The 6554-nt window shown below is 64.7% G+C and carries 6 protein-coding genes; 2 read left to right on the top strand and 4 right to left on the bottom strand.

The window, feature by feature from the left end:
• Positions 1-13 precede the first annotated feature (13 nt).
• The gene (locus HNH97_RS18370; protein ID WP_320442945.1) at positions 14-175 is read left to right on the top strand and encodes a pirin family protein; all 162 of its coding nucleotides are present in this window, start codon (positions 14-16) and stop codon (positions 173-175) included.
• Positions 176-299: 124 nt separating this feature from the next.
• On the opposite strand, the gene HNH97_RS04745 is transcribed toward HNH97_RS18370, so the two are convergent.
• The 4 genes from HNH97_RS04745 to HNH97_RS04730 form a co-directional block, all read right to left on the bottom strand.
• Positions 300-1208, bottom strand: a complete 909-nt coding sequence (locus tag HNH97_RS04745) for a DMT family transporter (protein ID WP_171790066.1) — start codon at positions 1206-1208, stop codon at positions 300-302.
• Positions 1209-1443: 235 nt separating this feature from the next.
• Positions 1444-3633 (bottom strand): PQQ-dependent dehydrogenase, methanol/ethanol family, encoded by a 2190-nt coding sequence (locus tag HNH97_RS04740; RefSeq protein ID WP_171790065.1) that lies wholly within the window; start codon positions 3631-3633, stop codon positions 1444-1446.
• 104 nt (positions 3634-3737) lie between these two features.
• Positions 3738-5237 carry an aldehyde dehydrogenase family protein gene (locus tag HNH97_RS04735; protein WP_171790064.1) on the bottom strand — a complete coding sequence of 500 codons (1500 nt, stop codon included), beginning with the start codon at positions 5235-5237 and terminating at the stop codon, positions 3738-3740.
• Positions 5238-5328: 91 nt separating this feature from the next.
• Complete coding sequence (locus tag HNH97_RS04730; RefSeq protein ID WP_171790063.1) at positions 5329-5532, bottom strand: hypothetical protein; 204 nt, start codon at positions 5530-5532, stop codon at positions 5329-5331.
• An 18-nt stretch (positions 5533-5550) separates the two neighbouring features.
• On the opposite strand from HNH97_RS04730, the gene HNH97_RS04725 reads away from it, so the two are divergent.
• Positions 5551-6492 carry a helix-turn-helix domain-containing protein gene (locus HNH97_RS04725; protein ID WP_216657529.1) on the top strand — a complete coding sequence of 314 codons (942 nt, stop codon included), beginning with the start codon at positions 5551-5553 and terminating at the stop codon, positions 6490-6492.
• The last annotated feature ends 62 nt before the right edge of the window (positions 6493-6554 follow it).

Below are 6554 nucleotides of genomic sequence, written 5' to 3'. Positions count from 1 at the left end.
GGCCTATGCCACCGTGCCGGGGCGGGCGCTGTATCTGCTGGTGGTGTCGGGGCAGGTGGCGGTCGATGGGCAGGTGCTGGGTGCGGGGGATGCGGCCGCGATCAGTGCATGCACCAGTCTGGAGGTTACGGCGCGTGAGGCGGCCTATGTCATGCTGGCGGATGTGGGGGTCTGAAGCTTTTTGGAAAAAGCTTCACCAAAAACTTTTGAAAGTCTGGGAATTTCCTGACTGTTTGGAATAATTCCCGGAATGGATAAGAGTTTTTTGGTTCTTTTTTGCAAAAAAGAACATCTCTCCCTTACCCGTCATTTACAACCCTGCGCCCACGCGGCCGCCATTCCCCCACGACCACCCCGGCAATGATGAACACCGCGCCCAGCAGCGCAAGCGGCGGCAGCCGTTCGCCCGCGATACGCCCGATGATCCCGGCCCAGACCGGCTCGCCTGCGTAAATGACGGTGGCGCGCGTGGGGGAAATCGCCTTCTGCGCCCAGTTCATCGTCAACTGGATCAGTGCGCTGGCAATGCCCAGCCCCCCGCCACAGACCAGCCACACCCATGAAAAATGCGGCATGGATTCCCCGCCCAGCGGCATCGTGGCAAACGCCAGCACCCCGGCTGCCAGAAGCTGCACCACCGTGACGCGCCTGCTGTCCACCTGTGCGGCGAAACGGCTGATCAGGATGATCTCGCTTGCGATGGCGACCGTGCCCAGCAGGGTTGCGGCCTCGCCGCGGCTGAACGCCCCGGCCCCCGCGTCCGGTCCCGCCAGCAGGAGCAGCCCGACAAAGGCGAGGCCGATGCCGATCCAGTTCATCAGGTGCGGCATGCGGCGCAGCACGACCCATTGCAGCAGGGGCACCATGGGCACGTACATCGCGGTGATGAAGGCCGACTGGCTGCTGGTGATGGTCTGCAGGCCATAGGTCTGCAGGCTGTAGCCCATGAAGATGCTGATGCCGATGGCAATGCCCGCGCCAAGTTCGCGCAGCGTGAGCGCCCGCATGGATTTATGAAAGACAAGCAGGCTGGCGCCCCCGGCAGCAAGGAAGCGTATGGCCACAAAGAACAGCGGGCCGCACGACTGCATCGCAAGGTGGACGATGAGGAACGTCGTCCCCCAGATCATGGTCACGCCAATCAGCGCGGCCTCCTGCCGGGAAAGCGCGAATGACGTGGGGCGAAGGGTCGGGGTCACATGCTGCATGCGCCGTCTATACACATGCCATACCGCCGCGCCCACCCATTGCGACAGTTTTATGGGATGGAACGGGATGAACATTTTATGAATCATCGCTGATGCAGGCAGGATGTTTCGGAATCGAAAACAAACCGGCATCCACGCAACCGCTGTCATCGTCCAAAAGTTTTTGGTGAAGCTTTTTTCAAAAAGCTTCAAGGAACGCCGCCTTTTTGGATCAGAAGGCGGCACTCGAAAACGCTTAATCCTTATCTATGCCTTCCGGCACGCCTGCGGGATTGTCGCGGATGTGCATTTCATGGGCATAAGTGTCATTGGCACGCTTTATCAGGAACTGCCGGATCTGTTCGGCCTGCCCGTCATCCAGCACGCTTGCGAAACTGCCCATGCCATAGGCCGTCAGCGCCCCGTGCAGGACGACATTGCGGAACCCCTCTGGCGTGCGGATCGCCCCGGACCAGCGCAGGTCAGGCAGCACGCCACCCGATTCCGCGTTGTCGCCATGGCAGGCGATGCAGAAATTCTGGTAATGGACATATCCCGCCCCGGCCTGTTGCGCGTCATAATCCACGGGTGGGGCGACCGGCAGGAAACCCTTCTGCCCCGAGGGCGGCAGCGTCGCGTCACCATCCAGTGCAAAGGCAAGGATGCGCGAATGATTGACGGTCCATCCGCCCGTCCGCGCCATGCCCCCCACCAGCAGCGGATAGATCCCGCCCCATCCGACCTCCACCGCGACGAACTGCCGGCCGCCGGCCATATAGGTTACAGGTGGCGCGATGACGCCGCTCTGCGCGTTGAAGCGGAACAGGTCCTGTCCGTTTGTGGCGTCATAGGCATGGAATTCCCCGTTCGCCAGTCCCTGGAACACCAGATCGCCCCCGGTGGCGAGCAGGCCGCCATTCCACGGTCCCCTGTGATCGACGCGAAAGCGGGCTTTCTGCGCCACGGGATCCCATGCCAGCAGCCAGCCCTGCAGGGCCTTCGCCGCCTGTGCACGGGCGGCGGGGTCGTCGGGCGCGCTGCCTGCCGCCATTTCCGCACCGAGGTTCAGGCCCACGGGATGCAGCCGGACCCTGTCCGGGGTCTTGTACAGCGCCGGGATCTGCTGCGCCGGGATATAGACCAGGCCCGTACGCGGGCTGTAGGCCATGGGCTGCCAGTTATGCGCGCCCAGTGCGCCGGGGATGCCCACCCATGGTCTGTCCGTCAGGGACCACATCGCCTCCGGCCGGATGCGCGGGCGTCCCGTCACCGGGTCCAGGCCATCGGCCCAGTTCTGGAAAACATAGGGCGTGCCCGACAGGAATTCGCCGCTGCGCGCATCAAGGACATAGAAAAATCCGTTCTTTGGCGCATGGACGATCACATGGCGCACCTGCCCGTCAATTGGCAGGTCAAGCGTCATGATGTGCTGGCTGGCGGTAAAGTCCCACTGGTCCTTCGGCGTTTCCTGAAAATGCCAGACATATTCCCCCGTTTGTGGACGCAGGGCGACGATGCTGCCCAGAAACAGGTTGTCGCCCACCCCGTTGGAACGGAAGCGGTAGTTCCATGGCGATCCGTTCCCCACACCGATATAGAGCAGGTCCGTCACCGGGTCATAGACGATGGAATCCCACACCGTCCCGCCGCCCCCCGACCGGGTCCAGCCGCCATCGGGCTGCCATGTCGGCCATGCGATGCGTGACAGCGTGGCATCCGATGCGGCATGGTCGGGCCGGTTGCCCGGTGCGGGCACGGTATAGAACCGCCATTTCAGCGCCCCCGTGCGCGCATCGAAGCCGGAGACAAAGCCGCGTGCGCCGAATTCGGCCCCGCCATTGCCGATGACGATCACGCCATGGGCGATGCGTGGCGCGCCATCGACGGTGTAGGAACGGATATCGCCCAGCGTGGCGTCGGCCGGGATGGTGTTGACCGACCATACGGGCCGCCCGTTGCGCGCATCGAGTGCGATCAGGCGGCCATCGAACGTCCCGACATAGATCTTTCCCTCCCAGTACGCAGCGCCCCGGTTGACCGTATCGCAGCATCCGCGCAGGGCGATGTCGCCCGGCGTGCGCGGGTCATATTCCCACAGCACCCGCCCCGTCGCGGCATCGAGCGCCTTGACCCTGCTCCAGTTCGTGGTGGCGTACATGACGCCATTGACGACAAGGGGCGTGCCTTCCTGCCCCCGGTTGGAATCAAGGTCCAGATACCATGCCAGCTTCAGTTGCCCCACCGTGCGGCGGTCGATCTGCGACAGGGGGCTGTAGCGCTGTTCGGAGGGGGTACGCCCGTAGGAGGGCCAGTCGCCGGGCTGCTGTTCCTCCTGCGCGGTGGCGACGGGGGGCGTGTCCGCGCGCGCGGCGGACGCGGGCGGCACCACCAGCAGGCACAGCAGTGCCATCAGCCAGCGGGCCGGGGAAAAGATGCGCAGCGTCATGGGACGTTCCTGACCGTGTGGGACCACGGCTTCTGGTTGTTCTGGTGTCGTGTGTCCGCCCTTCTGCCGGGGCGGTGATGATGACGTGTGGCCTGTCGCGCGGTTCAGTGGCGGATGCAGATGGATTTTTCCTCGGTATAGGCATGCAGCCAGTCCACGCCGAAATCGCGCCCCACGCCCGACATCCTGACCCCGCCAAAGGGCATGTTGGGATCGATGCCGACATGGCTGTTGACCCAGACCGTGCCCGCGCGCAACTGCTGCGGCAGCGCCATCGCCGCCTTCAGGTCGCGGGTCCAGACACTGGCCGCCAGCCCCATTTCCGTGTCATTGGCGGCCGCCAGCGCCTCTGCCGCGTCCCGGACACGGGTCAGGGAGACGACGGGGCCAAAGACCTCCTCGCGCGTCAGGCGCAGGTCGGGCGCGGGGTCCACGATGACCGTGGGGCGGACGTAATATCCCTGTGACGGCACGCCCGGCCCCTGCAGGACGTTCGCCCCCCGGCCGATCGCGTCATGCAGGTATCCCTCCACCCGGTCGCGATGCGTGGCGGAGGCCAGTGGCGTGACCTGTGCCGCAGGCTCCATCCCCGGCCCGACGCTCAGGCTGCCGAGGGCATCGTGCAGGCCCGCCGCAAGCTGGTCGAAGACCGGCCCCTCGGCATAGATGCGCGCGCAGGCGGCGCAGACCTGCCCCTGGTTGAGGAAGGCCGCCCCCATCAGGCCCGCGACCGTATCCGCCACGTCGGCATCGCGCAGGACGATGGCCGGGTTCTTGCCACCCAGTTCCAGTGTCACGCGCGTCAGGCGGTCGGCAGCAACCCGTGCGACATGCTGGCCCGTGGGGATGGAGCCGGTAAAGCTGATTTTCGCCACCAGCGGATGGCGGATCAGGGCATCCCCCGTCACACGGCCCGATCCCGTCACGACGTTGAACACGCCCGGCGGCACGCCCGCATCAATCGCCAGTTCCGCCAGGCGCAGCAGCGTCAGCGGCGTGGTTTCCGCCGGTTTCACCACGATCGAACAGCCAGCGGCCAGCGCGGGTGCCACTTTCCAGATCGCGATCATCAGCGGGAAATTCCATGGCACGATGCCCGCCACCACGCCGATCGGTTCGCGGCGGGTAAAGGCGCTCCATGATGCGCCAGGCGGCATGGGGATGGAGACGTCAAGCGTGCGGCCCGTCAGCTTGGTGGCCAGCCCCGCGGCATAGCGCAGCCACGCCGCCCCGCCGCCGACCTCCACCGCGCGCGACAGCCCGATGGATTTTCCCTGCTCCAGCGTCTCAAGCTGGGCCAGTTCCTCGGCATGGGAGTCCACCAGGTCGGCCAGGCGCAGCAGGATGCGTTCGCGCGTTCCCGGCGGCAGGCCGCGCCAGCGCCCGTCGGCAAAGGCCACATGCGCGCGTTTGACCGCATGGTCCACATCCCGCACCGAGGCGTCGGCCACCGTTGCGATCACCGTGCCGGTGGCGGGGTCGTGGACCTCCATCCGGCCCTCCTCCCCGGAGGAAGTGGGGCGGCCATCGACAAAGATGGCGTGCCTGCGGGCAAGGAACGTGCTGACTTCTGGCAGGAGGGCAGGGGCGGGGGGCTGGGTCATGGCCGGTTCCTGTGTGGGTGGGGCATGTGTTTTCATGTCCACGGTTTTGTATCCGCGCGGCATCGCACATGCGTGCGGCAGGGGATGTCAATCATGAACGCGCGCCCGGCCGGACATCTGTTGCGAAAACGCGGACATTCCTTGTGGTTTCAGCAATTTTTTGCATCGCACCATAATGCGCTCCTTGACCCAGCGTGCCACCCATATCGCCCATCCACATGCCCATGACGATTGTTTGATGGAAAAGAGTCCTGTCGCATGCGTCATATTGTGCAAATCGAAGAGCTTCCGACATGATGGAGTGACAGGCGCGGTGCAGGCATTGGGCGCGCAGGCGGTATTTGCGGGACGTTTCGCGACACTGTTCCCCTCGGTTGGTCGCCATGTGGCCGTCGGGGCGGGGGGATGGCATGAAATCAGCGCCGTGCAGGCCGATGGATGCCGTTTTGTCTGCCTGTCCGACGTGGCGCGCACCATCCGCGGCGCGGGACAGGGCGATGTGCTGAAGATGATCCTGATGGAACACGGGACGGATCATTTCACGCAGGACGGGTTTCATGCGATGCTTGATCCCCGGTGCCTGCTGCTTTACCGGCCGGAACGTCCCTTCATTTTCACCTCTGCCGCGCGGTGCGGCAGCATGATCTTCCAGGCCCCGATCGACCTGTTGCCATCGGGCCTGCGCGGCGCATGCGACCGGCCGCGCGTGCTGGGGGCTGATGACGGTCTGGCCGCGCTGGTGATGGACATGATGCGACGTGCCGCCCGCATGCAGCGTATGGCGTGTGACAGCAGGGCGGAGGGGGCGCGTGCCGTGCGGCTGGACGCATTGCGCGATGCGATGGGAAACCTGATCGGGACATTGCCCGACCTGTCCGTAACCGGCGGGCGGCAGGTGGTATCGCACGGGTCCGTCCTGCATCGGGCGGAGGCGTTCATTCTCCGGCACCTGTCGGATCCCGCGCTGGACGTGGGGCGGATCGTCGTGGCCCTTGGCTGTTCGCGCCGGGGCCTGTACCGCGCCTTTGCCGTGCGTGAGGAGACGCCCGAACGCCATATCCTGCGTTGCCGTCTGGAGTGTTGCCATCATGCGCTGCGGGATCCGGGGTTTGCGCATATGACGCTCGAAGGGATCGCCAGCCTGCACGGGTTTTCGTCCGCCGCACATTTTTCACGCAGTTTCCGCATGCGCTATGGCCGGACCCCGAGTGAGGTGAGGGCGGAGAGTATTTCAAGAAAAGTGATTGATAAATAAAAAGTTTTTGGGTGCCGACTTTTTTAAAAAGACAGTGTTCTTTGAAGCTTTTTGAAAAAAGC

Source organism: Gluconacetobacter entanii (genome assembly GCF_013155425.1).
GTDB classification, from domain to species: Bacteria; Pseudomonadota; Alphaproteobacteria; order Acetobacterales; family Acetobacteraceae; genus Novacetimonas; species Novacetimonas entanii.
Note: the sequence above shows the minus strand (reverse complement) of the source record. Positions and strands in the feature narration are given on the sequence as shown.